The organism is Hallerella sp., assembly GCF_022776125.1.
In the GTDB taxonomy this organism is placed as follows: domain Bacteria; phylum Fibrobacterota; class Fibrobacteria; order Fibrobacterales; family Fibrobacteraceae; genus Hallerella; species Hallerella succinigenes.
Genome location: NZ_JALFIA010000017.1, coordinates 1 through 26,603, shown reverse-complemented (window position 1 = coordinate 26,603; position 26,603 = coordinate 1). Strand labels below are relative to the sequence as shown.

Annotated in this window: 32 protein-coding genes, 1 tRNA gene and 1 pseudogene; 14 read left to right on the top strand and 20 right to left on the bottom strand. The window is 49.3% G+C overall.

Features of this window, described 5'->3' with window-relative positions:
* From MR847_RS02350 to MR847_RS02315, 8 genes and pseudogenes are all read right to left on the bottom strand, one after another.
* A pseudogene (locus MR847_RS02350) lies at nucleotides 1–288 on the bottom strand (hypothetical protein); the annotation flags it as partial.
* A 79-nt stretch (nucleotides 289–367) separates the two neighbouring features.
* The gene (locus MR847_RS02345; RefSeq protein WP_100424410.1) at nucleotides 368–559 is read right to left on the bottom strand and encodes a hypothetical protein; all 192 of its coding nucleotides are present in this window, start codon (nucleotides 557–559) and stop codon (nucleotides 368–370) included.
* On the bottom strand, nucleotides 546–1,103 hold the full coding sequence (locus MR847_RS02340; RefSeq protein WP_277001620.1) for a hypothetical protein: 558 nt from the start codon (nucleotides 1,101–1,103) through the stop codon (nucleotides 546–548). Before MR847_RS02340 ends, MR847_RS02345 begins: the two co-directional genes overlap by 14 nt.
* A gap of 398 nt (nucleotides 1,104–1,501) precedes the next feature.
* Nucleotides 1,502–1,900, bottom strand: a complete 399-nt coding sequence (locus MR847_RS02335) for a pyridoxamine 5'-phosphate oxidase family protein (protein ID WP_277001616.1) — start codon at nucleotides 1,898–1,900, stop codon at nucleotides 1,502–1,504.
* Between the two features lie 161 nt (nucleotides 1,901–2,061).
* Nucleotides 2,062–3,120 (bottom strand): hypothetical protein, encoded by a 1,059-nt coding sequence (locus MR847_RS02330; protein WP_287722844.1) that lies wholly within the window; start codon nucleotides 3,118–3,120, stop codon nucleotides 2,062–2,064.
* 146 nt (nucleotides 3,121–3,266) lie between these two features.
* Nucleotides 3,267–3,866, bottom strand: coding sequence for a superoxide dismutase (locus MR847_RS02325; RefSeq protein WP_287722843.1), 600 nt, complete (start codon nucleotides 3,864–3,866; stop codon nucleotides 3,267–3,269).
* Between the two features lie 415 nt (nucleotides 3,867–4,281).
* Nucleotides 4,282–4,355, bottom strand: a tRNA-Arg gene (locus tag MR847_RS02320).
* Nucleotides 4,356–4,405: 50 nt separating this feature from the next.
* Nucleotides 4,406–5,341 (bottom strand): hypothetical protein, encoded by a 936-nt coding sequence (locus MR847_RS02315; protein WP_287722842.1) that lies wholly within the window; start codon nucleotides 5,339–5,341, stop codon nucleotides 4,406–4,408.
* Nucleotides 5,342–5,430: 89 nt separating this feature from the next.
* Here MR847_RS02315 and MR847_RS02310 point away from each other — a divergent pair, with 89 nt between their 5' ends.
* From MR847_RS02310 to argC, 5 genes are all read left to right on the top strand, one after another.
* The gene (locus MR847_RS02310) at nucleotides 5,431–7,740 is read left to right on the top strand and encodes a penicillin-binding protein 1A (RefSeq protein ID WP_100424415.1); all 2,310 of its coding nucleotides are present in this window, start codon (nucleotides 5,431–5,433) and stop codon (nucleotides 7,738–7,740) included.
* 102 nt (nucleotides 7,741–7,842) lie between these two features.
* Nucleotides 7,843–8,940: a dual-specificity RNA methyltransferase RlmN gene (rlmN, locus tag MR847_RS02305; RefSeq protein WP_100426701.1), complete on the top strand. Its 1,098-nt coding sequence runs from the start codon at nucleotides 7,843–7,845 to the stop codon at nucleotides 8,938–8,940.
* On the top strand, nucleotides 8,918–9,541 hold the full coding sequence (locus MR847_RS02300) for a methyltransferase (protein ID WP_100424416.1): 624 nt from the start codon (nucleotides 8,918–8,920) through the stop codon (nucleotides 9,539–9,541). Before rlmN ends, MR847_RS02300 begins: the two co-directional genes overlap by 23 nt.
* A 74-nt stretch (nucleotides 9,542–9,615) precedes the next feature.
* The gene (locus tag MR847_RS02295; RefSeq protein WP_100424417.1) at nucleotides 9,616–10,113 is read left to right on the top strand and encodes a YchJ family protein; all 498 of its coding nucleotides are present in this window, start codon (nucleotides 9,616–9,618) and stop codon (nucleotides 10,111–10,113) included.
* Between the two features lie 113 nt (nucleotides 10,114–10,226).
* Nucleotides 10,227–11,192 carry an N-acetyl-gamma-glutamyl-phosphate reductase gene (argC, locus tag MR847_RS02290; protein ID WP_287722841.1) on the top strand — a complete coding sequence of 322 codons (966 nt, stop codon included), beginning with the start codon at nucleotides 10,227–10,229 and terminating at the stop codon, nucleotides 11,190–11,192.
* Here argC and MR847_RS02285 read toward each other — a convergent pair.
* The gene (locus MR847_RS02285) at nucleotides 11,189–12,928 is read right to left on the bottom strand and encodes a DUF6788 family protein (RefSeq protein WP_287722840.1); all 1,740 of its coding nucleotides are present in this window, start codon (nucleotides 12,926–12,928) and stop codon (nucleotides 11,189–11,191) included. The two genes, argC and MR847_RS02285, sit on opposite strands and share 4 nt — an antisense overlap.
* A gap of 118 nt (nucleotides 12,929–13,046) precedes the next feature.
* Between MR847_RS02285 and MR847_RS02280 the strand changes: the two genes are divergently transcribed.
* From MR847_RS02280 to MR847_RS02255, 6 genes are all read left to right on the top strand, one after another.
* Entirely contained in the window at nucleotides 13,047–13,280 is a 234-nt protein-coding gene (locus tag MR847_RS02280; RefSeq protein WP_287722839.1) for a hypothetical protein, read from the top strand.
* A gap of 40 nt (nucleotides 13,281–13,320) precedes the next feature.
* Nucleotides 13,321–14,316: a GTPase ObgE gene (gene obgE / locus MR847_RS02275; protein WP_287722838.1), complete on the top strand. Its 996-nt coding sequence runs from the start codon at nucleotides 13,321–13,323 to the stop codon at nucleotides 14,314–14,316.
* 1 nt (nucleotide 14,317) lies between these two features.
* A complete protein-coding gene (locus MR847_RS02270) occupies nucleotides 14,318–14,665 on the top strand; it encodes an HU family DNA-binding protein (RefSeq protein ID WP_106519615.1) in 348 nt (115 codons plus the stop codon).
* A complete protein-coding gene (gene smpB, locus MR847_RS02265; RefSeq protein ID WP_100424423.1) occupies nucleotides 14,658–15,140 on the top strand; it encodes an SsrA-binding protein SmpB in 483 nt (160 codons plus the stop codon). Before MR847_RS02270 ends, smpB begins: the two co-directional genes overlap by 8 nt.
* A gap of 17 nt (nucleotides 15,141–15,157) precedes the next feature.
* Complete coding sequence (locus MR847_RS02260; protein ID WP_241899390.1) at nucleotides 15,158–16,363, top strand: N-acetylmuramoyl-L-alanine amidase family protein; 1,206 nt, start codon at nucleotides 15,158–15,160, stop codon at nucleotides 16,361–16,363.
* Nucleotides 16,364–16,502: 139 nt separating this feature from the next.
* A complete protein-coding gene (locus tag MR847_RS02255; RefSeq protein ID WP_100424425.1) occupies nucleotides 16,503–17,249 on the top strand; it encodes a YebC/PmpR family DNA-binding transcriptional regulator in 747 nt (248 codons plus the stop codon).
* Between the two features lie 80 nt (nucleotides 17,250–17,329).
* On the opposite strand, the gene MR847_RS02250 is transcribed toward MR847_RS02255, so the two are convergent.
* The 3 genes from MR847_RS02250 to MR847_RS02240 form a co-directional block, all read right to left on the bottom strand.
* The gene (locus MR847_RS02250; RefSeq protein ID WP_100426702.1) at nucleotides 17,330–17,929 is read right to left on the bottom strand and encodes an inorganic diphosphatase; all 600 of its coding nucleotides are present in this window, start codon (nucleotides 17,927–17,929) and stop codon (nucleotides 17,330–17,332) included.
* A gap of 20 nt (nucleotides 17,930–17,949) precedes the next feature.
* Entirely contained in the window at nucleotides 17,950–19,218 is a 1,269-nt protein-coding gene (locus tag MR847_RS02245) for a BamA/TamA family outer membrane protein (RefSeq protein WP_287722837.1), read from the bottom strand.
* A 73-nt stretch (nucleotides 19,219–19,291) separates the two neighbouring features.
* Nucleotides 19,292–19,612 carry a type B 50S ribosomal protein L31 gene (locus MR847_RS02240; protein WP_100424427.1) on the bottom strand — a complete coding sequence of 107 codons (321 nt, stop codon included), beginning with the start codon at nucleotides 19,610–19,612 and terminating at the stop codon, nucleotides 19,292–19,294.
* An 87-nt stretch (nucleotides 19,613–19,699) separates the two neighbouring features.
* Here MR847_RS02240 and MR847_RS02235 point away from each other — a divergent pair, with 87 nt between their 5' ends.
* A complete protein-coding gene (locus tag MR847_RS02235) occupies nucleotides 19,700–20,299 on the top strand; it encodes a hypothetical protein (RefSeq protein WP_287722836.1) in 600 nt (199 codons plus the stop codon).
* A 72-nt stretch (nucleotides 20,300–20,371) separates the two neighbouring features.
* On the opposite strand, the gene hisB is transcribed toward MR847_RS02235, so the two are convergent.
* The 4 genes from hisB to MR847_RS02215 are packed head-to-tail and all read right to left on the bottom strand — an operon-like array spanning nucleotide 20,372 to nucleotide 23,488.
* A complete protein-coding gene (gene hisB / locus MR847_RS02230) occupies nucleotides 20,372–20,962 on the bottom strand; it encodes an imidazoleglycerol-phosphate dehydratase HisB (RefSeq protein ID WP_106519620.1) in 591 nt (196 codons plus the stop codon).
* Between the two features lie 3 nt (nucleotides 20,963–20,965).
* Entirely contained in the window at nucleotides 20,966–21,937 is a 972-nt protein-coding gene (locus tag MR847_RS02225; protein ID WP_287722835.1) for a helix-turn-helix domain-containing protein, read from the bottom strand.
* Nucleotides 21,930–22,499 carry a Maf family protein gene (locus tag MR847_RS02220; protein WP_106519622.1) on the bottom strand — a complete coding sequence of 190 codons (570 nt, stop codon included), beginning with the start codon at nucleotides 22,497–22,499 and terminating at the stop codon, nucleotides 21,930–21,932. The genes MR847_RS02225 and MR847_RS02220 overlap by 8 nt, the downstream gene beginning before the upstream one ends.
* The gene (locus MR847_RS02215; protein WP_287722834.1) at nucleotides 22,496–23,488 is read right to left on the bottom strand and encodes a sugar nucleotidyltransferase; all 993 of its coding nucleotides are present in this window, start codon (nucleotides 23,486–23,488) and stop codon (nucleotides 22,496–22,498) included. The genes MR847_RS02220 and MR847_RS02215 overlap by 4 nt, the downstream gene beginning before the upstream one ends.
* Between MR847_RS02215 and MR847_RS11000 the strand changes: the two genes are divergently transcribed.
* Nucleotides 23,478–23,822: a four helix bundle protein gene (locus MR847_RS11000; RefSeq protein ID WP_353846830.1), complete on the top strand. Its 345-nt coding sequence runs from the start codon at nucleotides 23,478–23,480 to the stop codon at nucleotides 23,820–23,822. The two genes, MR847_RS02215 and MR847_RS11000, sit on opposite strands and share 11 nt — an antisense overlap.
* A gap of 71 nt (nucleotides 23,823–23,893) precedes the next feature.
* The gene (locus MR847_RS02210) at nucleotides 23,894–24,052 is read left to right on the top strand and encodes a hypothetical protein (RefSeq protein WP_178348737.1); all 159 of its coding nucleotides are present in this window, start codon (nucleotides 23,894–23,896) and stop codon (nucleotides 24,050–24,052) included.
* Between the two features lie 227 nt (nucleotides 24,053–24,279).
* Here MR847_RS02210 and MR847_RS02205 read toward each other — a convergent pair whose 3' ends face one another.
* From MR847_RS02205 to MR847_RS02190, 4 genes are read right to left on the bottom strand one after another with little or no spacing between them, the layout of a single operon-like run.
* On the bottom strand, nucleotides 24,280–25,236 hold the full coding sequence (locus tag MR847_RS02205; protein WP_287722833.1) for an ORF6N domain-containing protein: 957 nt from the start codon (nucleotides 25,234–25,236) through the stop codon (nucleotides 24,280–24,282).
* A gap of 17 nt (nucleotides 25,237–25,253) precedes the next feature.
* Complete coding sequence (locus tag MR847_RS02200; RefSeq protein ID WP_287722832.1) at nucleotides 25,254–25,931, bottom strand: phospholipase D-like domain-containing protein; 678 nt, start codon at nucleotides 25,929–25,931, stop codon at nucleotides 25,254–25,256.
* Nucleotides 25,913–26,239 (bottom strand): ORF6N domain-containing protein, encoded by a 327-nt coding sequence (locus MR847_RS02195; protein WP_287722831.1) that lies wholly within the window; start codon nucleotides 26,237–26,239, stop codon nucleotides 25,913–25,915. Before MR847_RS02195 ends, MR847_RS02200 begins: the two co-directional genes overlap by 19 nt.
* Nucleotides 26,232–26,441, bottom strand: coding sequence for a hypothetical protein (locus MR847_RS02190; protein ID WP_287722830.1), 210 nt, complete (start codon nucleotides 26,439–26,441; stop codon nucleotides 26,232–26,234). The genes MR847_RS02195 and MR847_RS02190 overlap by 8 nt, the downstream gene beginning before the upstream one ends.
* Nucleotides 26,442–26,603: the final 162 nt, after the last annotated feature.

Genomic DNA, 26,603 nt, shown 5'->3' with positions numbered 1-26,603 from the left:
ATTACCATACCATATTACATCAGAACAGGTAATTTTATCGTTATTTATATCGCAGATGCTCCCACCCAATTTAATCATATCACCCCAAAAACCGCCAATCGCAAATTTTCGAGGAGCAGGGATTGTATCATTTTCATTTTTTAAAACAAAACTTATTTCTCCTTCATCATCAAGAATTACGCAATACACATCATCATCCCATGCCCGCACATCATCACATTTCTTAATCCATTTTAAATCACTATCCAATACGCCATACTGACAAGATTCATTTCCAAGACTATCCATATCAAACCCTTTTACATCAGGGGGAACGTTCCTTTCTCCCATTGGGAAAGCTTACAAAAATGGGTAGCTGACACAAGCGCTATGGATTCTTAAACTGCAAAATTTCTTCGGCAGTCAATTCAGAAAAATCCTTTCCAACACGCTCGGCATATTCGCCGAGTTTAAAAATATTCAACTTGCTTTTGGGCGGATTTTTGTAAGGATCTGGAGTCGCCATATACTCTTCCATAGAATCCGCCAAGATAACAGCGGGTCTTCTAATTCCATTCATAGGTATAGACCTCCAAAAGTTTTTGTGCAGCACCCTTATCAAGCATAAAATGAAATGGGTGCAGAATCCCTAAAAAAGATGCTCCAATAACTCCAATATAGTGATTCAACAACTCTTTGTTAAGGGCAAATCCGTAAATATACCCTTTATATCCCCATAATACAGAACGGTCTGCAGCAATTGCAAAAAGATGACCGCCAACGCCACTAAATTTCTGTTTTCCGAGCAAGTGCTTATTGTTCTGCGGTGCTGTGCAAGCCCAATGCAAATATGCTGCTTGAGCATCCACATCTTTCCTTACTCCAACCAGCCCCTGGATTTCGTTATTCTCCTTCAAGGCGAGAGCATAGACCTCAACTTCTGTGGGGACATTGATCCAATTGATTCCCCACCCATCCTTTTCCTTGAACTTTCTCAGAAATGAGCGGCTTTCGATCTTGAACACTACAGTTTCTTTGATTTCGCCAGTTTTGATATCTTTGAGGCAAGGAACAATTTCATCCAGCCAAATGTCAACACATCCGCCATTCAGCGTATCTTTCATCTTTCGCTCCTCCCCGCCTACAAGCTTAAAAAGGCAGGGCTTTAGGTTGTTTTACATCGCGCGTCGAAAGCAAAATCATACACACTTGTGCACTAATATAAATTACTAGAATCGGATTGTCAAGAGCGCCGCACTTCTTCTATCCTCCCAGTCATAATATGTATCCCCACACCCCCACATGCATACGCATGCGAGCGCGAGCATCAAGCCAGCAATCAATCCTTCAATCCCAAACTTTTTTAACAGATTTTCCATACTCTGTTCTCCTTAAAATTTCTACCTACCCACGATTCTGGTTTGTTCTTTAGTGTGATTCTTATACAAGAAAACCCCGAAAGCAGGGCACAACATTCAGGGTTTTCATCGAAATTTTCCGTACTTTTTGTTCAAAATGGGAATTAGAACTTCACCGTGCGAGGCGTTTCCGCAAAGCTGTAGAACGTAGCGGTCGCATCCTTAAAGTAAAGGACCTCCGTGTTGTCATCATCCGGAGAATACATCGCCTTGAGACTCGGATAATGTTCTAGCATGTCGACCTTCGCTTCGCGCCGGTCATCCGATACAAGCTTTCCTGTGATACGCAGCCATTTCGAACCGGACTTATCCAGGGCGCAAACTTCTACTTTAGCATTCGTATGAATCTGCTTGGAAACGTCCTTAGACTTCCCCGTCTGAATGTAAAGTTTGCCATCAAAAATATTGGCTGTACCAAAGGGACGCACGCGAGGCTGATCCCCATCGACCGTAGCAACAAAATAGACACCGCATTCCTTGAGAAACTTTTCGACTTCCTGCATAAAGACTCCTTGATTTCTTTTTTCAATATATAAAACAAATAGGTAAGTTTCTCTTTTTTCACCATTCTATAAAAAGCCTCGTTTCACGAAGAAAACTTCATTTTGAAACAGAAAGAACGACCCGACCGGGTCGCCCTTCTGGTTTTAGGGTAAGTACATTTTTAGAAGGACATGGCAACCGATGCGCCAGCGCCAACCGAGACATCTTTATCGTCTCCTTCGTAATCGTCGCCGAGCGGAATACAGGCGCGAACGTAAGCATCAAAGCCCAAGTTTTCCGTCGCCGTGTAATAAGCCTTCGGACCCGCCCAAATCTGAGCGAGGGAAGCATCCGAATCCAGAGCCATCGTGTGATATTCTCCCTGAATGCCCAAGGCGAATTTATCCGTAATTCCGAAGCTCGGTTCCACGTAGAAGAACATGTATTCCGGGACTTCCAGATCTGTGGCGCTTTCATCATCGATGATCGCGTAGAATGCGGTCGCCTTGAGACTCACCTTGCCAAAGTTCAGCTCCGGTTCCACGGCAAAGGCGTGCGTCATCTTCGGTTCGTCTTCCGTGAGATAATCGGACTTTAAGCCGTAAGCGAGCTGTGCGCTACCGAACGATCCGAACACAAGGTTCGCCGTAACACCTGCGCGGAGGCTGTTATGGCTTTCGGTCTGATAACTTTTATAATTGAAGAAAGGACGGATCGTATGTTCACCGAGCGCAAGATCATAAGCGATATGCGCATCATAGGTCGTACAGCCTTCTTCGCTGCAGTCGTCAGCATCCGTGCCAAGACCCAAGCCGACCACAAGACCGTAGGCATTCACTTCAAAGCCACGGATGCCGCGTTCCACCATGCCGATCGCGTAATCCGCAGGGTCGTCATAGTTGTAATAACGGAATGCGCCTTCCGCATAAGTGAAGTCTCCCACCTTGAACGCGACCTTCTCACTCAACAGGTACTGGACAAACGCCCCATCATACGCAAAACCCGGAGCCGTGCCATCCCCATCCGCGGAAATCGCCGCTTCCGCAGACCACTTATCCGTAAACTGGATTGCAAATAAAAGGTTAAAAGTCGAACTGTAATCGTGATACCAAGTCCCGCTTACGTTCTGAGCATTGGCTTCGAATTCCACTTCACCAGCGACAGAAAATTTCGGAGCTTCTGCAAAAAGCGGAGAAGCAGCGAGAGCCGTTGCAAGAACCATTTCGATTGTCTTTTTCATTGCATGTTTCCTTATTTGAGGGTTTACAACCTCCTTTATGCAAAAATGATGCCAATCGAAAGTCTTTGAAATCGAAATAAAAAAGGAAACCGCTCATTTGTCTAAGACAAAAATGTGGTTTCCGATTTCAGAAATGTAAGGAACGTTTAGCCGAGACGTTTGTTCACTTCATCCCAGTTCACGATGCTCCACAAAGCCTTCAGGTAATCCGGACGGCGGTTGCGGTAGTCGATGTAATAGGCATGTTCCCAAACGTCGAACGTGAGCAGCGGAACAAGACCCTTTGTCAGCGGATTCTGGGCGTTGCCTTCCTGCGTAATGACAAGATTACCCGAAGCATCTGCCGAAAGCCATACCCAGCCCGAACCGAAAAGGCCCGCGCCTTTTGCCTGGAATTCTTCCTGGAACTTTTCAAAAGAGCCAAAGTCACGCGCGATGGCATCCGCAATTTTACCCGTGGGAACGTTATTTTCTACAGGCGCCTTGAACTGCAAGAAGTACATGGAATGGTTCAGGAACTGGCCTGCATTATTAAAGACGCCACCATCCGCAGTCTTTACAATTTCTTCCAAAGACTTTCCTTCAAATGCACTGCCGGGGAGGGCCGCATTCAAATTATTCAGGTAAGTCTGCAAGTGCTTACCGTAGTGGAATTCGATGGTTTCGGCGCTCAATGCCGGAGACAAATCAGCTGCCGCATACGGAAGTACCGGCATTTCGAATTTACCATTGATTGGTTGTGTCATAGTTACCTCATAGTGAAAGAAAGAAAAGCCATAGCCCAAAACCCCTTCAAAAATTTTGAACACATCCTATCTTGAATATAAACAAACTCAGAGGGTAAAGTCTGCGTTTTTACAGAGCTCCTACAGGAAAAACGAAATCGGGAAGACTTCCTAATTAAATTCGTCGCCAACGTTTGCATCCACAAGCCTTGCTTGTGCTGAATCCGCAGCGGCAAAATACTGGAAAAGAGTGTCCAAATCCATTTTACCGTACGATTGTTTTCTTTTTTGAGTTCCGCAATCCGAGAAATCAACGGCTTGCGGATTTCGTTTTTATATAGACAAAGACTAAAATGGTTCGGGTGCGATTTCTACATGTGTACGAGAAATGCGGGAGAACAAAAAAAGCTCCAAGATTTCTCTCGGAGCTTTTTCGTGCGAGTGGCAGGACTCGAACCTGCAACCTACTGGTTCGTAGCCAGTTGCGCTATCCAGTTACGCCACATTCGCATTTGCGACGACCCAAATATAGAACTTGCAAAACATTTGTCAAGGGGTCTTCACAAGATTTTTTTCATTTTTTTTATTGGATGGAGGGTCACCGAAAGCTTGTAAGCCTGCGGTCTCTGTTCCGAAGTCGTGAGTCCATCCGAGTAACGCACCTGAATATAATAGGCGAGCTTATCGGTAATTGTCGTCGTTCCGCATTCGTGAATGTCACCGATTCCCACAATCGTATCAATCGGAGCGACCTTTTTCTGGTTCTTCATGTCGTAAGTGAAGAATTCCTGGTTGTCATCCGTGCATTCTGCCGGGGCAGCGCCTATCTTGGACGGTCCAAGAACCACGAGCTGCAGCGGAATATCCGTAGAGCGGGCTTCGAGCTGGATCGAAATCGTATCGCGCTTCTGAAGGAAGATGCGGTAGGTATCCGCGTCGTCTTCACAGTTTTTGCTGTACTGGCCACCGAGAATTCCCGTGACGGTGAGCGTCTTGGTTGTCTTTGCGCCGTTGTAGAACTTGCTGCCCGTTGAATCGGTGAGAACATCGGCATCGGCCGGTTTCTTGTTCGAATAACAGGTTCCTTCTTTGTTGTATTCGTATTCGTCACTGTCGAGGAACGGATATGTGGAGAAGGTCACCGTCTGGAGCTTGCTCTTGTTGCCGTCTTCATCCTGGATGCTTGCGAACTTGAGCGTGTCGTAATCGCTGTCGACGGCAAAACGCGGAATGCTTGCGAGCGTATCCGTTGCACCGACAATATAAATTTTTTTGCCCTTCTGCTTCACCACGGTGATCGGCTGGTTCGAAGTCACGAGGGAATCATCAAAGTCCTCAATCGACTTGTCGAAAACCGCAACCAGGGTATCCATGGCGGAAACCGTGCCGAAAACGCTTTCGAGCTTGGGCGGATCGTTATCGACAGAACCGCAAGCGACAAGCCCAAGGAATGAGAGGGTCAGTGCGGAAGGAACAATTCCCTTAAAAAGGCTCATTTCATTTACTCCAAAAAAAATTTAGTTCCCTATAAAGTTACATTTTATCCAAACTTTTCGCTAGTACCCTTTGTATATAGTGTGATAAAATGAACGTATTCCAAAAGATCGCTTCGGCGGTGGGCAAAGTATTCCCCCGCCCAGGGAAAATGGTTTTCATTTGGCTCGGGATCTTCCTTGTGCCATGCATCGCAGCGTTTGTCGCGATCTACCTATACTTCGCAAGTCTCGTTCCCACGCTCCCCTCCTTGCAGCAGCTCGAAGACATTGACCCGAAGCTCGTGACGACCGTTTACGACAAGGACAGCATTCCCGTTCACGAATTCTTTGTGGAACGCCGCGTGTGGACTCCAATCGATTCCATTCCGCAGATGCAGATGAATGCGGTGATGGCAACGGAAGACCGCGACTTTTACACACACTGGGGCATGAACATTGTCGCGATTCCGAAGGCCGTGATCCAATCCGTGACACGCGGCGACAAGATCCGTGGCGCTTCGACTTTGACCCAGCAGCTGTCAAAGCTCTTGTTCCTCACTCCGGAACGCAAACTTTCGAGAAAAATCAAAGAAGCCATGACGTCGGTCCGCATCGAGCAGACCTACACCAAGCGCGAGATTATGGAGTTCTACATGAACGAAGTTTACCTCGGCGGCGGCAACTACGGCTTCCAGGCGGCGAGCGACTTCTACTTTGGAAAGCCTCTCGACAGCATTTCGATTCCGCAGATGGCGATCCTCGCCGGCATGCTCCAACGCCCGGAAGGTTACCGTCCGGACCGCCACCCGGAGACTGCACTTGAACGCCGCAACACGGTCCTCTACGCCATGCAGAACGCCGGTTACATTTCCAAGGAAGATTACAAGCGCTACATCGAAGAACCTGTGGAAACGGTCAAGCACAAGGTCGGCAACGGTTCTGGCCTTTACTACTACGAAGAAATCCGCAAGTTCATGGAAAACAAGTACGGTCAAAAATCCCTGTACGCAGACGGCGTGAACATCTACAGCACGATCGATCCGAACATCCAGGCTTTCGCCGAAGAAGTGGAAAAGAAGCATATCGCCCGCATTCGCAAGCGCATTCAGCAGCGTGCGGTCTGGAAGCTCGGCCTAAGTTCCAAGTACAACATGCCTGCGGACTCGGTCGTCGCCCACTTCGACAGCGTTTACGCACTCTTCAAAAAGGATTATCTCGCAAAGGATACCGCCTCCGATCCGTCCAAGTGGCGCTATCCGGATTCTTCGCGTTACCACGCACCGCAAATGGCAATGATCCTTATTGAAAATGGAACGGGAGCTATCCGCGCCATGGTCGGTGGCAACAGCTTTGCCGAATCCCGTTGGAACCGTGCAGTCCAGTCTCTTCGTCAGCCGGGCTCTTCCTTTAAGCCAATCGTCTATGCGGCAGCCGTAGAAGCAGGCGCCTCTCCTTGCGACTCGATCAACGACCAGCCGGTGACGATTGAAGACGAAGGCGATCCGTCCAAGACCTGGCGACCGGCGAACTTCGAAAAGGAATTCGAAGGCATGATGACGATGCGCCGAGCCTTGTACCGTTCCATGAACCTTCCTGCAGTTCTCACCGGTATCAAGTACGGACTTTCGAACGTGGTGGACTATGCCCGCAAGTTCGGTATCAAGAAAGCGCCTTTGCAGCCCGTGCCGAGCCTCGCCCTCGGGTCGATCGGCAGTACGCTCATGGAAATGACTTCCGCTTATACGGTGTTCCCGAACGGCGGCGTGCGTATCGAGCCTTACATGATCGACTCGATCGTCGACAAGTCGGGCAACGTGATCGAACGCCACAAGAGCGAAGAAAAGACAGTCCTAAAACCGGCGAGCGCTTACATCATGGTCGACATGCTGAAGGACGTGAACATTCACGGCACCGCAGCCCGTGTCGGCGCAAGCGGATTCCGTCACCCGAGCGGCGGAAAAACCGGTACAACGAACAACTACGCAGACGCCTGGTACATCGGATTTACCCGTTATTACACAATGGGCGTCTGGGTCGGAACAGACTCCCCTGCCCCGATGGGTCCGGGCCATACCGGTTCCGAAGACCCGCTTCCAGCCTGGATCGAAGTGATGAAGGAACTCCACAAGGATCTCCCGATCCGCGGATTCTCGATGCCAGCAGGCGTCATTGCGAAAAAAGTCTGTAACCACACAGGCAAGATCGCAGGCGAATTCTGCGGAGCGACCTCGTTCTGTCTCTATTCCGCTGGCCATATTCCAGAAGAACACTGCGACGGCAACCACTTCTCGAACAAAAAGGATGCGGGAGACGCCACAATCTTCTCGAGCAAGAGCACTGCGGAAGGATCCATGACGGCGAAAACGAAAAAGGAAAAGAACGCTCCGCCGCCGAAAAAGAAAACCCGCCAAATGTTCTAAACTTCAAAACGCCCGAAATTCGGGCGTTTTTCATTGGACCCATGGACTGAAGACTCTTTTTTTACTTACATTTCTAGCAAAAATTGCTATCTTTGCGTCTCGGTGACGTATAATTTTAAAGATATCAAATCCCTGACAGTGGATGAACTCAAGGAATGGCTTTCCGCGAATTGCGAAAAGACATACCGCGCTGATCAAATCGAAAACTGGCTTTTCTGCCAGCAGGTTTCGAGCTATGACCAGATGAAGAACATTCCACAGCAAACCAGGGATAAGCTTTCCAAAGCTTTCGCGATCCGCTCGCTTACAGAAGTGCAGCATCTCGTTTCTGTCGACGGAGCCGTCAAATGGCTCTTTAGAACGGCCGATGACCATTACATCGAAACAGTGCTCATTCCGACGAACGGACGTTTTTCCGTCTGTGTTTCCACTCAGATTGGCTGCGCCATGAACTGCGCGTTCTGCCGCACCGCCAAAATGGGATTCATCCGCAATCTCGAAGCGGGTGAAATTCTCGAAGAAATCATCCGCGTGAATGATTATCTGAAAGAAACCGGAGAAATCAACGCCGACGGCAAACAGGCTCAGGTGACAAACATCATCTTCATGGGTATGGGCGAACCGCTCAACAACCTGGAAAATGTCCATCGCACCTGTTGCACCTTGCACAACCAAAAGCTCTTCAACTTGGGCCGTAAAAAGATGACCGTGAGCACAAGCGGAGTCGTCCCCAAAATCAAGGAGCTCGTGGACCGCAACACGCCATGCTGCCTCGCCGTGAGCCTCAACAGCACAAACAACGAAGCCCGCGGATCCGTGATGCCGGTGAACAAGATTTGGCCAATCGAAAAGCTTCTCGAAGCGACCGACGAGTATTCGCGTCGTACCGATAACTACGTCACCTTCGAATTTGTTTTGATGAAAGACGTTACCTGCACTCCTGCCGCAGCCAAGGAACTGATCCGTATCTGCGCGCCGCGTCGTGTCAAGGTGAACGCAATCGTTTTGAACGCCATGGACGATCCGAACTTGGAAGCCCCGACACAGGAAGACGTCGACAGCTTTCTCGAAAAGGTGCGTGCAGCCAACATCCAGATCACCATTCGCAATCCGCGCGGTCGCGACATTTTCGCCGCATGCGGACAGCTCGCTTATAAAAAACAACAGAAGGTAGCCAATGCTGACACAGAATCTGCCTGAGTTCTGGGAAAATCTCTACACGGAACACAAGGATTACTGGAATTTGAAGAAAGCCACTCCGGCTCTTCTCGACTTCTTCAAGAACCCCGTCTGTCCCCAAACGGGAAGCGTGCTCGTCCCGGGCGCAGGCTTCGGCTATGATGCAGAAGCTTGGGCAGAACGCGGACACGAAGTGCTCGCCGTTGACTTTGCACCGACAGCTGTCGATGAACTCGACCGTCTTTCCCGCAAGCACGAAAACTTCAAGTCCCTCGACTTGGACCTTTTCGAACTGAACCCGAAGGATCCGAAGAAGGGCGGACAGCAGTTTGACATCATCTATGACTACTGCACATTCACGGCAATCCATCCGGGTCGTCGCGACGAATGCTTTGAAGTCTGGCAGAAGATGCTCAAGGATGACGGCATCGTCATCGCGTTCTTCTACCCGTTCTTGAACGGCAACTCCCTCCAGGGTCCTCCGCATCCGACTTCCGAAGGCGAACTCATGGCTCGTCTCGACGGCATTTTCGACATTGCCGAACGCATGCCGGTGAAGGACAGCATTCCGACCCGTAAAGGCAAGGAAGAAATCTGGATCCTGAAAAAGGTCGAAGAATAATAAATATATTTTGAAGGTCATCCTTTCACGGGGATGGCCTATCGTGTTTTAAAACGAACCAAGGAATTTTGACTATGGCAGAAGAAAATCTTTGCCCGTGCGGCTCCGGCAAAACCTACACCGAATGCTGCGAACCGATCATTAAGGGTTTGACCCTCGCTCCGACTCCGGAAGCCCTGATGCGCTCCCGTTACACCGCTTACGCCAAGCACGAAGTGAAGTGGCTCAAGGACTCTCTCGAACCATCCCAGCAGGCCGACTACGATGAAAAGAGCGTCGAAGAATGGAGCAACCGTTCCGAATGGCTTGGCATCAAGATTCTCCAAACGAAGACCGAAGAAGAAAAGAACATCGGTTGGGTCGAATTCGTCTGCAAGTTCAAGCAGGGCAACATCGCCCGTGAGCACCACGAACTTTCTGAATTCCACCGCGTGAAGGGCGCATGGCTCTTCTACGACGGTCGCGCAGTGAAGCCGCAGACCATCCACAAGGAAGCGGAAGTCGGTCGAAACGATCCGTGTCCGTGCGGTTCGGGCAAAAAGTACAAGAAGTGCTGCGGCGCTAACAAGTAATTTGCGACTTCGTCGCAGTTGGCTGAGCTTAGTGGGTAGAACTTATTTTTTAACATAATCTAAGTTCTGATCTCTAAGCTCTAAGTTCTACACTCAACCCTTACCTATTCAATATGTTCAAAGTTTTCGTAGATGGTGAGGCCGGGACCACTGGCCTTCAAATCAACGAACGTCTCGCCAACCGCGACGACGTGGAACTTTTGCACATCGATCCTGAACTCCGCAAAGATGCGAAAGAGCGCCAGCGTTTAATCAACGAATCCGACGTTACATTCCTCTGCTTGCCGGATGCCGCTTCGAAGGAAAGTGCAGAACTCTGCACCAATCCGAAGACGAAGATCATTGATGCGTCTACCGCCCACCGTACCAATCCAGCTTGGGCTTACGGACTTTCGGAACTCTCCCCGGAATTTCGCAAAGCCGTTGAAACGAATACCCGCATTGCAAATCCGGGTTGCCACGCTTCCGGATTCATTCTCGGAGTCTATCCGCTGATCGCGGCTGGACTTTTGAAAAAGAATGCGGACCTAGCCACATACAGCCTTACCGGCTACTCGGGCGGCGGAAAAAAAATGATCGCAAGCTACGAAGCGGAAGGCGCCCAGATTTCGCATCCGGGAGAATCCCCTCGCCTGTTCGCTCCGCGCCCTTATGCGCTCGGACATCATCACAAACACCTCCCAGAAATGATGCAGGTATGCGGACTTGAAAAAGCCCCAATCTTCAATCCGGTCGTCGGTCCATATTATAAAGGCATGGCTGTTTCCACAGCTCTTTTCCAAAGTTCCTTGACCAAGAGCGCTTCGGCAAAAGACGTTCAGGAAATTCTTGCGGCTCATTACGCAAACACCCGCTTTGTCAAAGTTCTCCCGTTTGAAGAGGAACCGACACTGGATGCAGGATCTCTTAACCCGACGGAATGCAATGGAACGAACGAAGCTCACGTTTACGTGTTCGGCAAGGATTCTTCCATCCAAGTCTCCGTCATTCTCGACAATCTGGGCAAGGGTGCGAGCGGCGCTGCGATTCAGAACATGAACATCGCGCTCGGACTTGACGAAGGGATCGGCCTGGTTTAAGCCAAGCCCTTTAAATAATCTTCCACATTCAGATAATTAATGTTACCGAGCGCTCCCGCGGGGCCTCGGTATATTATGTTTTTGCTCAAAATTTTCCCATAGCGGAATTCCGTATCGGCGCATTTTTTTGCGTCCAGCAAGTGACGGCACTGCTCCTTGGCGACCCGGTCACTGTGCTTGATCTCGTAGATTTCGCAGCAGGCGTTTTTCGGGTCAAACACCACCATATCAAATTCGCCAACAGCAAACTGCAACTGAAAAACTTGTCTGTCCGGTCTAGCCATCTTGGTTTCAAGCAATACAATTTCTTCCATCATGCGACCGCGAATCTCGTCAAGAATTCGCTTTTCGATGGACATGCGCTCAGCTATCGGAATATTCCTGAACGTCTCATCGAGCAACAAACTCTGAATGAGCGCTGACGCCTGGGCGTAGCGAAGCCCCGGCTGCGAAAGAACCGTACGCGTCAAACGCGCATTCAGGTTCGACATGTTTACCACATCGATGTCGCACGTAAGGTCCAACAGGTCCAAATATTCCTTAATCTCCGCACGGTGAGCCTCGCCTATTCCGACAGAAAGTTCCGCCTTATCACGTATCTGCAAGAGATGCTTAAGCCTCTTTGTAACCGCACCGATATCAACCCTATCCAAAATATCTGTAGGCTTGAATCTGTCACGGCGCAAATTCTGTGCGGAACGGCTTAAGTCGCCGGACTTGAATTCTCTCGTCAACACCTCTATCGTAAAGCGGTGATTCACGTCCTCCACGATGCGGTTAATCGCATTCGTCAGTTCCCCTGCATCATAGAGTTCCTGCAACGAGCGAAAATGCCCCTCATGCTGATAGCACTTCAAGGAATGCTGAATATTGCGGGCAATGGCGGAATCCACATAATCGTCCGCGCTCTCTTTCGTCGCAAAAGTAAACTTGTCCATATTGTAGTTCGCACCCCCCATGCTCATGGTACCGCCGAACTCAATGAACTTGTCTATCCCCGCTACACCAAGGACATTTTCAAATTCACGATATGGGATAAAGGTCGTATGCAGCAAAATGCAACGGTCATAAAGCTGTTCATCTTCCGAAAAGACAAACCCCAAGGAATCCGTCCCCGAAAGGACTACCTTCATGCCACCCGCCGCAAACACATCGGAGAACAACGCTGCTCCCTCGATAAAATCGCTGAGCATCGTCACTTCGTCAATAAAGACGTAGCGGTAGCCGAGCGATTCCAGCAACTTGAGATCGTGATTGACATCGGCAAGGGAATGGCGGGAACTCAGCTGGACAAACGCCGTCTTTGCAAGCATTTCGGCAGGCATCTCGCCCATAAGTTGGCGAACAAGCGTCGTCTTGCCCGTACGGCGAAGCCCATACAGAATCAAGACTCGATCATTGTTTTCGCTATAGATATAGTCGTGGAGGGCAGCAAAACACTCGCGTTTTTTCCACTTCATTACAGAGGCGAAAAAACGGGGCAACTGCGCTCCGATTTTCACGTCTGTCTTGAAATTCGGAGTAGCAGAATAGGCCGCAACGGGTTCAGCCACCACGCCCTGCAAAATGCCACGCAGCGATTCTTTTTGCGCACGCTCCGCCGCAATTTTCGCGGCAAGTTCCGCAAATTCCTCGTCTTTCACACGACGGCTACGCTGCTTGCCGTTTTCTGTCCACTGGTAGTAAGCGTAGCGCTTGCCGTTGATTGTCTTGTAGGTGATTCCGCCGATACTCATAACGCCCCTTTTTAACTTAAATTTAACTTATTAAGTTAAAAAAGTCAATAGGGCGAAAGAAAATGCGACAGCCACCCCTACGCAAGAATCTTTTTCGAAATTTCCGGCGATGAACAGCGTGGCAACGCCCTCTCCGAATGGGGCGGCGTATGCATCACCTACACCGCGAACAGAACTCGTGACCGCAAACATCAAGTGGAGCGACTTTGTCCAGGAAGGCTTCGGGCTCCGCGTCGAACGCGACAGTGTCGTGAAAAACATCAGCCGCGTGGAAGTCAGTTTCGAGAAACCAGGCACGAACATTTCGTCAAAGATTCATTCTATCCGCAAGTACGGGACCTGCAACAAGTAGAAATGGGATTTCCCGATAACAATTTTTCTACATTTGTTGCATGTTCCTAGACGAAAAAACAATCGAAGTTCGCTCCGGCAAAGGCGGTAACGGTCTTAGCAGTTTCCGCCGTGAAAAGTTTGTACCGCTTGGAGGCCCGGACGGTGGCGACGGTGGTCGCGGCGGCAGTGTCATCTTGCGTGCGAACGAACAGTATTCCACGCTTTTGGACATGGGCAACGCTCATATTTACAAGGCTGACAACGGTCAGGACGGCGGAGCCGCCCGTTGCACCGGTCGTTCTGCCAAGGATTTGATTGTCGACGTTCCCTGTGGCACGCTCGTCAAAGATTCCGAAGGTCACATTCTTGCGGACCTGACGGAACCGAACCAGCGCTGGGTGGCAGCCAAAGGCGGACGCGGCGGACTCGGCAACGTTCACTTTGTAACGCCCACCATGCAGGGGCCAGAAAAGGCAACGCAGGGTCAGCGCGGTGAACGTCGTGAACTTTACCTGGAACTGAAGCTTGTTGCAGACGTGGGCCTTGTGGGGTTCCCGAATGCAGGCAAGTCTTCCCTCGTAAACAAGATTTCGAGCGGCAAGCCTAAAGTCGGCGACTACCCGTTCACCACTCTCGAACCGGTGCTCGGTATCGTGACGGAATCGGCACGTTCCTTTGTCGTTGCAGACATTCCGGGTTTGATCGAAGGCGCAAGCGAAGGCAAGGGCCTCGGTCATGAATTCTTGAAACACATCGAACGCACCTACGCTCTTCTTTTCGTCATCGACGCTTTTGACGATAACGCTTGGAAGAACTTCCAGACCCTTCGCAAGGAACTCAAACAATTCCACCCGAAGCTTGTGGAAAAGCCGTTCATCGTGGCTCTCAACAAGGCCGACTTGGGAATTGAAAAAGCCGAAAAAGCGTTCAAGGCCAAGAAACAGGAATACATTGCAACGTCTGCGATAACGGGAATCGGCCTGAAGGACCTGAAGAAGGCCCTCGGCAAACTCGTACCGGACAAGCGCACAAAGAATACAGGTTGGGGAAAGTAAAATGGGCGCATCCAAAAACATCACCAAAAAAGATCTCGTGGAAGAAATCGCATCACGCGCCGGAATGACCCAGGTCGACACGAAAATCATTGTGGAAAATTTTTTGGATGCGATTTCCAACGCACTGATTGAAGGCAAGAACATCGAAATCCGCGGATTCGGACGCTTTAAGCTGCGCATGCGCGGTGCTCGCACCGCCCGCAATCCTCGCACCGGGGAAAAGGTGAGTATCGACGCCCAAATTCGTCCGGTATTCGAAGCGAGCCGCGAACTCAGCAAAATTTTTGACGAGAAATCCGCCGATGCGGAATTCATCGGAAACATCGAAGGCGAAGAAGACCATGGCTGATAAAAAAGAAGTCGCAAAAACGCCGACGATCACAAACCGAAAGGCTCAACATCTTTACTTTATCGAAGATCGTTTTGAAGTCGGCGTCATGCTCGTCGGCTCTGAAATCAAATCGATTCGAGCTGGTAAATGCAGCTTTAACGAAGCCTGGGTCGAAGTCTCCAAAGACAAGAACGAACTTTGGCTTGTGGGCGCCCACATCGACGAATATTTTTTCGCCAAACGCTTTGGGCACGAACCGCAGCGCAAGCGCAAGTTGCTCGCCCACGTTTCTGAAATCCAGAAGATGCGCAAAGCAACTGAACTCAAGGGTCTCACCCTGATTCCGTTGAAGTTGTATTTTAAAAAGCGTTACGCAAAGATCGAAGTAGGCTTATGTCGAGGCAAGGACCAAAGAGACAAACGACAAGATATTATCGCTCGGGACGAGAAGCTCGCCATAGCGCGCATCGTCAAAGCGAGCGGTCGACGCTGATTTTTATAACGCTGCTTTTGTGGCTAGGCCTCTTCACGGAAGCGGTCGCAAGCGTTCCTATCTCAAAAATCGACGGAACCTGGATGGTGAACTTGGATTCGCTTTCCAAGGAAGAAGGTCTCAAAACCCATTTGCAACCGGTAGAACGTCATTTTAAGACCGAAGGCAAAGAGCTTTCCTGTTCCTTCGTTCTCGGATTCCCGTACATTTTTGCCAACGGGAATGCAGTCAAGCTTTCGACGCCCACCGTCTTCGAAAACGATGTCGTCTGGACGCCTCTCGAAGAAACGGTTGAAATTTTTGGCAAGGCATTTTCCAAAAAATACACGGTCGATACCACGGCAAAGCTTTTGAAAACGGATTCCCCTCTGGCCGTTTCTTCTTCCGCGAAAAAGCCGTCATCCTCTTCGGTTGCAAAGTCCTCATCCTCTGTCGCGAAATCTTCGTCGTCCGTCGCAGAAAAGGCGGCGCCTCTCGTGCGCAAGAATGCGCCTGCGGGATCTCGTGAAGTCAGGAACATTGTGATCGATCCGGGCCACGGTGGAAAAGACCCAGGTGCCATCGGTTTGATTTCTAACGAAAAAGACATCGTGCTTGCGGTTTCCAAGCTTCTTGAAAAAGAACTTGTCGCCATGGGCTTTCATGTGAAGCTCACCCGCAGTACAGACAAATTCATTCAACTTTCCGAACGTCCGCAGATTGCAAACAAGTGGAACGGCGATCTCTTTATCAGCCTCCACTGTAACGCCATCGACGGCAACAAAGCTCGCAAAAAGAAGACGAAAGGATTCCGCATTTACGTACTGCGCGATCCGGAAAGCGAAGAAGACCGAGCCATTGCCCGCCGTGAAAACAAGGTGGCCAAGACCTACGGCGACAAGAATTCCAAGGAAGAACTTTCCCCCCTCGACTGGCTCAAGATTCAAGCCCGTCTGGAACAGTACAAACAGGCGAGTTACACCTTTACCGAAAAGGTGATCAAAGCCTATGAAGGCGGAAAGATTTCCAAAATGGGATCCGGTGCTGGCGGTGCGGGATTCATGGTGCTTGTCGGTGCATTCATGCCGGCGACACTCGTGGAACTCGGCTTCATTAGCAATCCCGAAGAAGAACTATACATGAATTCGGAAAAAGGTCAAAAGGATATGGCAAAGCGTATCGCCAAAAGCGTACAGGAATACAAAAAGGCTCTTGACGAATATCTGAAAACGCTTTCTCACTAAAAAAGAAATTCTTTTTACAAAAATGTCGTTTCCAAAAATCTAAACAACGCATTTTCGTTATCTTTTTTAAAATTTTGTATGTAAACATCCATGTAAGATTCTATCTTTGAAAAACAAAATTTGAACACCCGAGGTATATATGTCCGGACACTCTAAATGGGCAACCACGAAACGCAAAAAAGCAAAGACTGACGTCGCCCGCGCAAAAGCCTGGAACAAATTCATTAAGGAAATCTCCATCGCAGCAAAGCTCGGTGGTGGCAACCCGGATTCCAACCCGCGTCTCCGCGCAGCCATCCTCAAGGCCAAGAGCCAGAGCCTTCCTGCCAAGAACATCGAATCCGCTATCGCAAAGGGTACTGGTGAAGGTAAAGATGTCATCATGGAAGAACCGATCTATGAAGGTCGCGGCCCGGGTGGCGTTGCCATTTTCGTGAAGTGCATGACGGACAACAAGACCCGTACGGTCTCCAACATCCGCAATATCTTCAACAAGAACGGCGGTAGTCTCGGCGAATCCGGTTCTGTTGCCTGGGCATTTACGCACAAGGGCGTGATTGATGTCGATGCCACGAAGTATGCTGAAGACCAGGTCATGGACGTGGCTCTCGAAGCAGGTGCTGACGACATGGCAACGGAAGATGACGTTCACGAAATTTCGACGTCCCCGGAAGCATTCGACGCTGTGACCAAGGCTCTCGAAGCAGCGGGCATCGAAATGCTCAACGCTGAAATTTCTTACGTCCCGAACGACCCGGTCAAGCTCGACCACGGCGATGCCCAGAAGCTCCTCAAGCTTCTCGACAAGTTCGAAGATGATGACGACGTCCAGGACGTTTATCACAACGCTGAAATCAGCGATGAAGACATGGACGCAGCAGAATAATTCGCATCGGTTTTCAAAAGAAAAGGCTCCGCATTTGCGGGGCCTTTCTTTTTTAGAATTCTTTTGTCTCCTGCCAAAAATCAAATCATCATCAGGTCGGTATTCGGATTGTATTCGGAGTTCGCTTCCGGTTCCTGGTAGCAATGTTCCGGAGCCTGGATCTGGGTCGCAAAAAAGTTCTTGTGCGCTTCCACGATCTTTTCGCGAGCCACTTCGGCGGAGAGCCAATCGCCGATTTCCACGGCCTTGCCTTCAAGTTCCTTGTAATACTGGAAGAAGTTACGGGTAATCTTCAGGAACATCGGGTCCACGTCATGCAGATCGCGGATAGGATGCGGAATGTACAGAGGCACGCCAAGCACCTTGTAATCCTTTTTGCCGCCATCGGTCATGTCCAAGACACCCACGGCGCGGCAAGAGACGACGGTACCCGTCGCAAGAGGCGCAGAGCAGTAAACAAGCATATCCAAGGCGTCACCGTCATCGGCACGGGTACTCGGAATGAGGCCGTAGCTGCACGGATAGCTCATGGAAGAAAGAAGGCAACGGTCCAAACGGAAGACGTGGAAACGTTCATCATATTCGTACTTGACGTTCGTATCCTTTGGAATTTCAACAACACAATCCACTTCGTATGGATATTTCGGCCCAATCGGGAGTTCTAAGTAATTAATTGGCATAAGGTAAATATAACTTACAATTAACGAGAACGCCATCTTAAAGAAGTGTTTTTGTCATAAAGACCCACGGCAACTTTGATTTCTCCGCCGTCAGGACTGTAACCCGCCTCGATACGGATTCGGTCGAGAGCCGGGATAATAAAATGAATGCCGCCGTAAACGCTCTGGCGGTAATCGCCCCAGTCGGGAGTTTGCGTATCCCAAAGGAACGAGCCTTCGACACCGGCGACGAGCTGCACCCCCCAAAAGAGATTTGCCCCCATGACGCTGAACGGATGGCGTTCGAGCAAAACAAAACGTTCTTCCACGTTCCAGATCGCTTCGTGGCGACCGTGAATACTTGAGTCCGGATCAAAGCCGCGGAGCGTATTTGCACCGCCCTGGTGCAAACGGTCAAAGAACATCTGAGTTCCCGGACGGTAGCGCAAAAGCGAAGATACGCCCGTAATGAAGCGTCCCATCGGATAATACAGGCGGTTATCCCACAGGAATTCAATATAATCCTCTACGTCCGCATAAAAGGCGCCATAGCGCGTCACACGGAATTCTTCATAAGCACCGAGATGCGGGTCCACCTTGGAATCTCGCGCGTCTAGGAGTACGCCTACGCCCAAATCCGGAACGGCGCCGTACTTTTGCACGTAACGGTAAGAAGCCGCCCAAAGGAACGAAAAATCCTTCCAGAGCCTTGCGCCGATTTCTAGGTGCGAATACCAGGAGCGGTCATCAAAGTTCCTTAAATCGTCCCAGGAATCCGTGCGCAGGAATTCAAAGTTCCAGGACAGCGGAAGCCCCAAAAGCCACGGAGAGCTCGCGTAGATGGCAAATTCCTTGGAATCGAAAAGCGGGCTCACCGACGTGCGATACTGAGCTTCCACTCGGATATCTTCCCCTGCCACATTCAAATGCGCAAGGGCAAGGCCCAGCATCCAGCCGTCCTGATCGGTCTTTTTACCGGCGGGCGACGGAATCCAGTGCAAGAGTTCCGTGAAGCGGTATTCGAGTTCAACGCCGTCCGCGGATTCCGTACAAACTAATGAAATATCCGAAAAGAGATCGAGGCTTTCCAGATTCAATTTTTCGATACGAAAATTTTCGGCGGAAAAAGGCTTTCCCGATGCATTCAAAAGTTCCCGTTCCACCACGTGAGGTTGGGTGTCGTCGAGACCCGAAAATCGAATGCTTTGCACAGGCTTTCCTTCAGTGCAGGTTCCCGCCAGAGACTCGCCCGCAAACGCGACGGCCCCAATGCCCAGGAGGAATGTCAACGAGGAAAGGATTCGCTTCATGGGTTCAAAAGTAGCTACAAAAAAAGCTCCCCAAATCCGGGAAGCTTTTTTGAAAAGTTTTTAAGAAGTAGGATTACTTTTCTTCCGCTTCTTCGCTCTTCTTGGCGGCAACGCGACGCGTCTTACGCTTTGCACCAGCAATGTTCAACTTACCATCACCAGCGAAACGCTTGTTGAACTGATCAATACGACCAGCGGTATCCACGCGGTGTTGCTTGCCAGTCCAGAACGGATGAGTGTCGCTCGTGATTTCCAAAGTAACCACGCCATATTCGACACCATCGATCACTTTCTTTTCGGCAGACGACTTCGTGGAGCGGGTGATGAACTCTTTACCCGTATTCGCATCAACGAACACGACCGGATTGTAATCGGGATGAATACCATTTTTCATTTTGTTAATCCTACTTATAAACGTTAGGTGAACCAAATTTAGATGAATTTTTGCATTTTGGCAATTCGCAAATAGTATTTTTGTACCATGAAACCGAAAAAATGTGTTGCTCTCTTCTCGATTTGCTCGGTCGCAGGCCTTATGATTGCCTGTGGACAGAACGAAAGCACCGAAGGACGTTTGCAGGTCAACAAAAAATATGTTTTGGAATCCTGGCCGGATAGCGCCTACATCGCCGATTTGGATTCCATTCTAAAAGCCGAACCTTTGAAACCGGGCGCCGATAGCGAACGCACGGAACTCACCATTTACTCGGGGAACATTCCAACGATTCACCTTCCGGGCCAAAAGAAGGCTTCAAAGCAAGCAACCGCATCTGCGGAAAAGCGAACCGTTGCAGCCAGTCCAGCGAACACGGCCAAGCCGGCGAAGACCGCGGAGCGCTTTGCGGACAACTTCATGAACGCGCTCGGAGCTTTGCAGTCCGACCCGACGAACACTTCCAAGTACAAGACCGTTTCTGCGAAGGACGGCGAAAACCTTTTCGCCCTGCTTTCCCGTGCCTATGGTCAGGATGCGACGAAGCTTCCCCGCTTCTACACGCTTTCTACCTTGCAGTCGGTGAATCCCGGAGTCAAGCTCGAACATTTAAATGCGGGCGATCAGGTGCGTATTCCAAATCTTTAAGCTTTTGAATTTCTAAGCAAAAAGTCCGGGCTAACGCTCGGACTTTTTGTTTTAACATTTTAAGGATAAGACTTAAAGTGTGCCTTTGGAGCTCGGCACTCCCTTCACATTGCGCGAGGGCGCAACAGCCATCGCGACAGCACGTGCGAAGGCTTTGAAGATCGCTTCGAGGCAGTGGTGATTGTCTGCGCCATAGAAGAGTTCCACGTGCAAATTCATGCGGGCATTTTCGCAGAGCGACTTGAAGAAATGTTCAAAGAGGCTCACCGGCATATTCTCTGCACCGACCGTCGAATTCGGAAGTTTTGCATTCCAGACAAAGCCGATACGATTCGAGAAGTCAAGGCAAACACGAGCCAGCGCTTCATCCATCGGAACAAAATAGAAGCCGTAGCGTTCAATGCCCTTCTTGTCGCCGAGGCACTTGATAAAAGCTTCGCCAAGGCAGATAGCAATGTCTTCGATCGAATGGTGCATGTCCACGTAAGTATCGCCATGGCTTTCCACGTTCAGCGTAAAACCACCGTGCACCTGGAAAAGATCGAGCATGTGATTAAGGAAGCCCGAGCCTGTATCGATTTTACCGCGAGAGGCCTCATCCAAATTGAGCGAAAGCTTGATCTGGGTTTCGCTCGTGTTGCGGATAATCTGCGCTTCTCTCATCGCTTATCTCCTTGTAATCTTGCCATTCGTGCTCAAGCAGAAACGGCTCGCGTAGCCTTTGCGGATCGGAACCGGAATTTCCTTGCCGTTCGCAACCACCTTGCTGACTGCGTCCGGGTTGCCGATCACCAAGCAGAGTGTATCGTTATAGGCGTAAGTGATCTTCGAATATTTCGTCGTCAAATTGCCTTCACGGAGAACCTTGTTATCGTTCAAGCTGCGGTAGATGCCGACCCAAGAGGTCGAGGAATCCCTGCCCGAAATCGTAACATGGAGTTTGCCCTTTGCTTCCGGAACCGAATCCTTCTTTTCGGTTGCACGGGAATCCGAAGAGAGGAAGGTCGTCACGGAGCTGCCCTTGGCAGAAATCTTCTTTGCGCTGTCGAGAGCGGCCTGCATCGCGGAGGAATCCTGTTCCACGTTCAAGGATTCAGGCGGAACATTTTCCGCACCATCGGGAACCGTCGTTTCGAAAGATGTCGTATCGTCTTCCACGATTGCTGCCTTTTGCACGGGAACAGGCGTCGGAGGTTCCGGAGCCAACGACATCTTGTTCAAGAACTTGACGCCGGCGAAGAAGGCTGTGGCCAAGATGATAATCACAATCAGAACCGCCTTGAAGCTGTTCTTATTCGCATTGAGTTTTGTACCCGCAAAGCCTTCCGATTCAGAAGTAATGGTTTTCGGAGCGATGAACTCCTCTGAATAAGAAGAACCGACTTCCTTGGAATAGCATTCGAGGACCTTTGGCATATCGAGTCCGAGCGCCACAGCGATCGAATTCAAGTATCCTCGGACATATGCTTCCACCGGGAACTTGTTCCATTCACCCGCTTCGATTTCTTGCAAGTGTTCCAACGAAACACGGGTCTTCTGAGAAAATTCTTCCAAAGAAATTCCCTTGGATTCACGAACACGCTTCAGGTATTCGCCAAGCTTTTCGTTTGAAGCCTTTTCTTCCGCAAAATCAGACATTTGACTCTCCTAAATGATCGATCAAATCTAGGGTCTTCGCAACAGGAAGACCGACTACGTTATAAAAACAACCGTTCACCGCTTTGACAAGACGTGCGCCGATGCCTTGAATGGCGTAAGCTCCAGCCTTGTCCATCGGTTCGCCGGAATTCACATATTCCTGCAAAGCCTGTTCGGTGTTGTGACGGAAAATCACATCGGTGATTTCCTTCGACGATTCCAGAATTTTCCCGTTGTGCGCAATGGCTACGCCCGAAATCACTTTATGACGGCTGCCGTTCAAAAGCTTGAGCATCGAAAGCGCCTCGCTAGCGTCTTTCGGTTTACCGAGCGCTTTGCTGTCCATGATGACCAGCGTGTCGAAGCCGAGAACATATTCATTTGGAAAGCGCTTGGAGACTTCGAGAGCTTTTCCTTCCGCAAACTTCTGCGGTCTTTCCTTGGGCTTCAAGCCTTCACCGTCTTCGACAAAATTGGATTTTTCGACGCGAAACGGCACCTTCAACTGGGTGAGGATGTCGGAGCGACGCGGCGAGGCGCTTGCTAGAATAAAGGATTTCACAAAACCCCCGAAATCACTTTGGAATGGTCACCGAGCAACAGCGACCCCTTGAATCCTTTCACTTCGGAATCGCCGCCAAAAATCGAGTGCGAAATTTCAGAATCAACGAGCGTTGTGTGTTCCGAAATCACGGAATCCGCAATCTTCGAATTTTCAATGACGACTTCCGGTCCGACCGAGACGTTCGGTCCGACAAGAGAATTGCGAATCACAGCCGTTTCCGCGATATGACAAGGCGGAATTATAGTGCTGTCCTTAAAACGGGAAACGTCCTGAGGTTCAAGACCCGAAAGAATTTTCGCATTGGTCTTGAGGAAGGATTCCGCCGTTCCACAGTCGAGCCAAGAGCGAATCGGAGCCGTGCGGAACTTCGCGCCTGATTCCACCATCATCTGGAGAGCGTCTGTCAACTGGTATTCGTTGCGTGTGCGAATATCTTCGCGAATCAATTTTTCGAGCGAAGAGCGAAGAAGGGCGACATCCGTGATGTAATAGATGCCGACCAGAGCTTCGTTTGAAACAAATGTTTGCGGCTTTTCGACAAGCTTTGTGATGCGGCCCGAAGAATCGGTCACCGCCACACCAAAGCGACGCGGGTCTTCCACTTCACGCGTCATCAAGACGTTTTCTTTTTCGGTCTTGAGGAAAGAGAGATCTGCATCAAAAAGCGTATCGCCTAAAATGATCAAAACAGGCTCATCATTGGTCAAGAAAGGCAAGCAAAGGGAGATCGCTTCCCCGAGTCCCTGCGGATTGCATTGCCGCACGGTACGCGCATTCTGGAAGCTCCTTTGCTTGATGAAATCTTCAACAAGTTCTCCTTTATACCCAGTAATGAAAATCTGTTCGGAGACAGGCAAGGAATCGTAGGACGCAATAATATGATCTATCAGCGTTCTTCCGGCAATAGGAAGAAGGCACTTTGGTAAAGACAAAGTGAATGGTCTAAGACGCGTTCCGGTTCCGGCCACAGGCAAAATGACTTTCATAATTACTCTAAATCTAGAATTTCTAACTCAAGTGGACACAGGTTTCCGTAGAAAAACCCTTGAATTACCATCCCCCATCTTCTACGCTCTTGTGCGGTGCCTAGACTCTCGCGGACCCACTTCCGGGTCGCTTGCGTATTTGAAGAACGCTTCTGCACCGCCTTCGATGTATATTGCGTTAAAAGAAGCGGGAGAAACCGAGTATTGGGTGGAACTGTTGTACGAGGCAAAATATTTAGAAGCAAAGAAATTCAAAATAATTATTGAGCCATGCCGAGTATTAATTCGGATGCTTAGCGCTATAACCAAAACCGCCAAAAAAACTTCCAAATAATTTCACACTACACTCTTCACACCACACATTTGTATATTTGTCTGTCGGACAACGAAACGAGGAAGCGCTATATGACTTGGCAACAGGAATTGGATGACTTGGTGTACGATGAACGCCAGCGCACTAAAGCAGCCGAAAAGCGTGCCAGCGAGGCTGAAACTCGTGCTGACGAAGAAAAGTCCCGTGCCGACAAGTACGAGAAGATTCTCAAGGAACACGGGCTTCTTTAACAAGCGCTTTGGAACGCATTTTCGAGTCAAAAGCCGGTCCGCAGGGGCCGGTTTTGCTGTTTTAGGTCGCTTCTTTTCAACAAAGACTTCTTTTCATTTTCATCAACAACTTCAGGAACGCGAGCAATGGCACGAGACAACTCGCGAAAATTGTCGCAAGCATGTAGAGACCGCGTTCAGTAAAGGCTGTCGGATTAACAGGACTGTATTTTAGCTTGGCAAGGTGGTCAAAATTTTTGACCACCTCCTTTTTCTGCCTGAATCTTCTGCGATTCCTTCAACACTTCGTCCAACGTGAAATCTTCCTGCGTAAAGAAAAACGTGTTCTTGCCCAAGTCCTTGAGCGAAGCGCCAAAGTGGTAAGCCGTATCGTCTATGAACAAGAATCGGTCGTGCATTCCGTAACTAGGCAGAACTTGCATCGGGCTGTCGGGATATTGTTCGTTGTAAGTGGCTAGGTCCATTTCAAGGACTTTGCTTTTGTCATAGGTGTAGATTGTCACGGAAACGCCTTTTTCCCGCTTGAGCATCATCGTCAAGGTTTTCTCGTTTACATATCTATCGACCAGCACAATTCTCTTTTTAGCCTGCCTTATTAAAGCGCACACGAAAACATAGGCGTCGAATTCTTGATTGTTGTAGTAAAGGCCCTTGGTTTTGAGCTCGCCACGGTCCATCGCTTCAAAAACTTCGTCGAACTTGCGGTCGTATTCAACGTTTTTGCGATCTTGGTCGAGTAGCTTCGCTTCCACGTTTGAAAGCCGGTTTATGAAACCTCCATTTTGCAATATAAAATGACGCATCGCCACGAATGCTTTCATGATGTCTATGCTGACCCTGATGGCTTTTTCGCTATGCAGCACAGCAGAAAGCATGGCTACTCCCTGTTCGGTGAAGGCATAAGACGAATATTTGGAATGCTGTCCACGTCCAGTTTTTATGGTTCCATCTTGGCACCTTAGAAACTCTTCTTTTGTCAGCTCGAAGTAGAACTCATCGGGAAATCTGTTGGGATTTCTTTTTACGGCCCGATTAATGTACTTCGTTTCCACCCCGTAAAGCACCGCCAAATCGCGGTCAAGCAACACCTGCTTGCCACGAACAATTTGAATCATTTTTTCGACACCCGACTCCACGAGCGGATTTGGTGCGAAATCATCCGTTTTTTCGGTCTTTCTAGCCATCTTCTACTCCAATTCGCCTACAAGCAAAAAAGACGGGGTACGTTGTCATCTTGTAATGCCCGGCTTTCTTTTTCTGACTGAATCTTCTGCGATTCCTTCAACACTTCGTCCAACGTGAAATCCTCTTGCGTAAAGAAAAACGTATTCTTACCCAAATCCTTGAGCGAAGCCCCGAAGTGGTAGGCCGTATCGTCTATGAACAAGAATCGGTCGTGCATTCCGTAACTTGGCAAGACTTGCATCGGGCTGTCGGGATATTGTTCGTTGTAAGTTGCCAAGTCCATTTCAAGGACTTTGCTCTTGTCGTAGGTATAAATAGTCACGGAAACGCCTTTTTCCCGCTTGAGCATCATGGCCAAGGTTTTCTCGTTTACATATCTATCGACCAGCACAATTCTCTTTTTGGCTTGGCGAATGAGGTTGCAGACAAATACATAGGCATCGAACTCCTGGTTGTTGTAAAATAAACCCTTGGTTTTGAGCTCGCCACGGTCCATCGCCTCGAAAAGAGAATCTATTTTATGGTCGTGATCTAAGAGACGAGCATCTTGCTCCAAATCCTTCGCTTCGACATTAGAAAGGCGATTGATGATTCCGCCATTTTGGTATAAATACTGGCGCATGGCAACAAATGCATCCATGATAGCAATGGATACGTTCACGGCAACCTTGCTTTTCAGAACGGATGAAAGCATGGCAAATCCCTGTTCCGTAAAAAAGCATAGGGCTTAAACCTGTCGCCGCCCCAACTTGAAATCACATTTTGTGATTTCAAGTTTTCTTGTTCGTTTTTTTCCAACCGGAAGCAATATCTTTCCGGAAAGCGCTCGATGTTCCGTTTGACAGCCTGATTTATCGCCCTAGTTTCAACGCCATACAACGTTGCAATATCGCGGTCAAGCAACACCTGCTTGCCACGAATAATTTGAATCATTTTTTCGACACCCGACTCCATGAGCGGGTTAGGCGCGAAATCATCCGTTTTTTCGGTCTTTCTAGCCATCTTCTACTCCTATAAACGCAAAAAAGCCGACCTTTGCTATATAAGAACACCCAATTTTATTGGGGATATAACAAAAAGTCGGCTTTTCTAGTCGAACTTGGCTTGCAAGCGGATATTCGCTGCCGGTGCCTGTCATGGTGTAATATACAAAAAGCTGAGTAAAAAAAGGCAAGGGAACTCCCTTTTTGTCATCTTTTGCCATTCCAAAAATCTATATTTCAAGGCAAATAGAGTTTTCTCTTGTTCTCTACTTGAAACTTCGACACTTTCATACACAGGGAATAAGACGGACGCTCACGTCTGCGACCGGCGCAAGCCTGTCGCATCGTTTTGGTACATGCATATTTGATAAATCTGCCTGTAG

What these genes read in the sequence shown, in the direction of transcription:
- MR847_RS02345 (WP_100424410.1), bottom strand. Translation starts at nt 559, where the DNA reads ATGAATGGAATTAGAAGACCCGCTGTTATCTTGGCGGATTCTATGGAA.
- MR847_RS02340 (WP_277001620.1), bottom strand. Translation starts at nt 1,103, where the DNA reads ATGAAAGATACGCTGAATGGCGGATGTGTTGACATTTGGCTGGATGAA.
- MR847_RS02335 (WP_277001616.1), bottom strand. Translation starts at nt 1,900, where the DNA reads ATGCAGGAAGTCGAAAAGTTTCTCAAGGAATGCGGTGTCTATTTTGTT.
- MR847_RS02330 (WP_287722844.1), bottom strand. Translation starts at nt 3,120, where the DNA reads ATGAAAAAGACAATCGAAATGGTTCTTGCAACGGCTCTCGCTGCTTCT.
- MR847_RS02325 (WP_287722843.1), bottom strand. Translation starts at nt 3,866, where the DNA reads ATGACACAACCAATCAATGGTAAATTCGAAATGCCGGTACTTCCGTAT.
- MR847_RS02315 (WP_287722842.1), bottom strand. Translation starts at nt 5,341, where the DNA reads ATGAGCCTTTTTAAGGGAATTGTTCCTTCCGCACTGACCCTCTCATTC.
- MR847_RS02310 (WP_100424415.1), top strand. Translation starts at nt 5,431, where the DNA reads ATGAACGTATTCCAAAAGATCGCTTCGGCGGTGGGCAAAGTATTCCCC.
- MR847_RS02300 (WP_100424416.1), top strand. Translation starts at nt 8,918, where the DNA reads ATGCTGACACAGAATCTGCCTGAGTTCTGGGAAAATCTCTACACGGAA.
- MR847_RS02295 (WP_100424417.1), top strand. Translation starts at nt 9,616, where the DNA reads ATGGCAGAAGAAAATCTTTGCCCGTGCGGCTCCGGCAAAACCTACACC.
- argC (WP_287722841.1), top strand. Translation starts at nt 10,227, where the DNA reads ATGTTCAAAGTTTTCGTAGATGGTGAGGCCGGGACCACTGGCCTTCAA.
- MR847_RS02285 (WP_287722840.1), bottom strand. Translation starts at nt 12,928, where the DNA reads ATGAGTATCGGCGGAATCACCTACAAGACAATCAACGGCAAGCGCTAC.
- obgE (WP_287722838.1), top strand. Translation starts at nt 13,321, where the DNA reads ATGTTCCTAGACGAAAAAACAATCGAAGTTCGCTCCGGCAAAGGCGGT.
- MR847_RS02270 (WP_106519615.1), top strand. Translation starts at nt 14,318, where the DNA reads ATGGGCGCATCCAAAAACATCACCAAAAAAGATCTCGTGGAAGAAATC.
- smpB (WP_100424423.1), top strand. Translation starts at nt 14,658, where the DNA reads ATGGCTGATAAAAAAGAAGTCGCAAAAACGCCGACGATCACAAACCGA.
- MR847_RS02255 (WP_100424425.1), top strand. Translation starts at nt 16,503, where the DNA reads ATGTCCGGACACTCTAAATGGGCAACCACGAAACGCAAAAAAGCAAAG.
- MR847_RS02250 (WP_100426702.1), bottom strand. Translation starts at nt 17,929, where the DNA reads ATGCCAATTAATTACTTAGAACTCCCGATTGGGCCGAAATATCCATAC.
- MR847_RS02245 (WP_287722837.1), bottom strand. Translation starts at nt 19,218, where the DNA reads ATGAAGCGAATCCTTTCCTCGTTGACATTCCTCCTGGGCATTGGGGCC.
- MR847_RS02240 (WP_100424427.1), bottom strand. Translation starts at nt 19,612, where the DNA reads ATGAAAAATGGTATTCATCCCGATTACAATCCGGTCGTGTTCGTTGAT.
- MR847_RS02235 (WP_287722836.1), top strand. Translation starts at nt 19,700, where the DNA reads ATGAAACCGAAAAAATGTGTTGCTCTCTTCTCGATTTGCTCGGTCGCA.
- hisB (WP_106519620.1), bottom strand. Translation starts at nt 20,962, where the DNA reads ATGAGAGAAGCGCAGATTATCCGCAACACGAGCGAAACCCAGATCAAG.
- MR847_RS02225 (WP_287722835.1), bottom strand. Translation starts at nt 21,937, where the DNA reads ATGTCTGATTTTGCGGAAGAAAAGGCTTCAAACGAAAAGCTTGGCGAA.
- MR847_RS11000 (WP_353846830.1), top strand. Translation starts at nt 23,478, where the DNA reads ATGACTTTCATAATTACTCTAAATCTAGAATTTCTAACTCAAGTGGAC.
- MR847_RS02215 (WP_287722834.1), bottom strand. Translation starts at nt 23,488, where the DNA reads ATGAAAGTCATTTTGCCTGTGGCCGGAACCGGAACGCGTCTTAGACCA.
- MR847_RS02210 (WP_178348737.1), top strand. Translation starts at nt 23,894, where the DNA reads ATGACTTGGCAACAGGAATTGGATGACTTGGTGTACGATGAACGCCAG.
- MR847_RS02205 (WP_287722833.1), bottom strand. Translation starts at nt 25,236, where the DNA reads ATGGCTAGAAAGACCGAAAAAACGGATGATTTCGCACCAAATCCGCTC.
- MR847_RS02200 (WP_287722832.1), bottom strand. Translation starts at nt 25,931, where the DNA reads ATGCTTTCATCCGTTCTGAAAAGCAAGGTTGCCGTGAACGTATCCATT.
- MR847_RS02195 (WP_287722831.1), bottom strand. Translation starts at nt 26,239, where the DNA reads ATGGCTAGAAAGACCGAAAAAACGGATGATTTCGCGCCTAACCCGCTC.
- MR847_RS02190 (WP_287722830.1), bottom strand. Translation starts at nt 26,441, where the DNA reads ATGGCAAAAGATGACAAAAAGGGAGTTCCCTTGCCTTTTTTTACTCAG.